We start from the raw sequence: 1,763 nt of genomic DNA on the forward strand, positions 1-1,763 counted from the left end.
TCTCGCGCGTGGTATGCAAGCCCTGTCCAGCCGCCCACACGTCCTTCCAGCGTTGGATGGCGCTGTCGCCGGCAGAGTAATCCTTGTGCCCGATCAGGGGTGCGAGGTTATCCGGATCAAGGCCGTTGGCGATCAGGCTCGGCCGCAGCCACGAGGCCGGTGTTCCGGTGATGGCGGCACTGATGACTAGGTCGTCGGGGCCGCTGTCGACGATCATCTGCTTGTATTCCGGCGCAGCCATGCTTTCCGCTGCGGCAAGGAATCGGGTTCCCATGTAGACCAGATCGGCCCCGGCGACGAGGGCACCCGCCACTCCGTATCCGTCGCCGATACCGCCTCCTATGATGACCATGCCGTCAAAGAATTCCCGGATCGCCGAAATGAACGCGAACGGCGAAAGATGCCCGGTATGGCCGCCCGCGCCGGCTGAAACACACGCCATACCGTCCACACCGACCAGTGCGGCTTTGCGAGCCAGCGAGATGTTGACGACATCGGCGATCACTGTGCCGCCGTAGCCTTTGACGACTTCCATCACCGGGCGCGGTGATCCCAGGGCCGTGATGACCAGCTCGGGGCGGTATTGCGCGATGAGCCGAAGGTCTTCGTGCAGACGCGCGTTGCTGCTGTGCGTAATGACATTGGCTGCCCACGGCGCGGTGCACTGGTCGGAGGTCTCGGCGAGCTGATCGGTGATCGAACCCATCCAGACGTCGAGATCGCCGACCGTACGGCAGTTCTGGGTGGGGAAAGCCCCGATGATACCGGCACGGCATGCGGCAGTGACCAAGTCCGGTCCCGAGACGAGAAACATCGGAGCCGCGACAACGGGCAAGCGCAGGCGAGCAGACAGTGGACCGGTCACTTCGGTTCCTTTGGCCGGGGAGCAGACGGATCGTTTTCGATGATCTTGCCGGCCTGATTCTCCAGGGAAGCCGCAAGAACGGCCGCTGCCTGTTTGCGGTCGATTTTTCCCAGGGAAGTCACCGGTAGTGCCGTCATCCGGACAACGGCCTTTGGGCATTTGAAGTGCGCGAGCTGTTGACGGCATTGAGCAGTGATCTGCTGGTCGGTGACGACGGCATCTGCGACGGTTGTATAGCCCGCCACGATCCGTTGTCCCCAGACGCGATCGGGCACTCCGACCACCACGGCATCGGCTACTCCGACTATGGCTGCGATAACCTGTTCGATTTCGCGAGGATAAACGTTGTAACCACCGGTGATGATCATGTCCTGCAGGCGCCCGGTGAGGTAGATGTCACCACCAGGCGATGTGAACCCGACATCACCCGTATGGAGACGCCCGCCGACATGGCGCTTGCCGAGATCCTCGCGGCCGAGTGAATCGTGGTAGCCCGGGCTTACCGCCGGCCCGGCCACGACAAGCTCGCCGATCTGCCCGTCGCCGACTGGACCGTGATCGTCTTCAACGTCGATCCGTACACCGATACAAGGTCTGCCGACCGATTCGAGAAGCTTCGGTGTCCGCGTGACGCCGCGCCGATGAGCAGCGGCGTCGAGTACGGTCAGTGGCGGAATCGCTTCCACCAGGCCGTAATACTGCACGAGATTCGGTGTGATTCGGCGATATGCCTGGCAAATATGCTCGACCGGCATCGGAGCTCCGGCATAGGCGAGCATCCGCAACCGCTGTAACGGGGCCAGTGTCTTGTCGTCAAGGGCCAAGAGTTGGGCGATGACGGTCGGTATCAGCACGGTATGGCTGACCTCGTGTGCGGCAACCGCCGAGACGATGTCGG

2 protein-coding genes are annotated in these 1,763 nt (G+C 62.6%); both read right to left on the bottom strand.

Going from position 1 to position 1,763, the window contains the following annotated elements:
* Positions 1-865 (bottom strand): nitronate monooxygenase (locus tag F6Q13_RS17255; RefSeq protein WP_293059172.1); only part of this gene is annotated, 865 nt, incomplete at its 3' end.
* Positions 862-1,763, bottom strand: a 902-nt coding sequence (locus tag F6Q13_RS17260; protein ID WP_293059175.1) for a class I adenylate-forming enzyme family protein, incomplete at its 5' end; no start/stop codon positions are given. The genes F6Q13_RS17255 and F6Q13_RS17260, both read right to left, overlap by 4 nt.

Origin of the sequence: Mycobacterium sp., from assembly GCF_008709575.1 — a bacterium.
In the GTDB taxonomy this organism is placed as follows: domain Bacteria; phylum Actinomycetota; class Actinomycetes; order Mycobacteriales; family Mycobacteriaceae; genus Mycobacterium.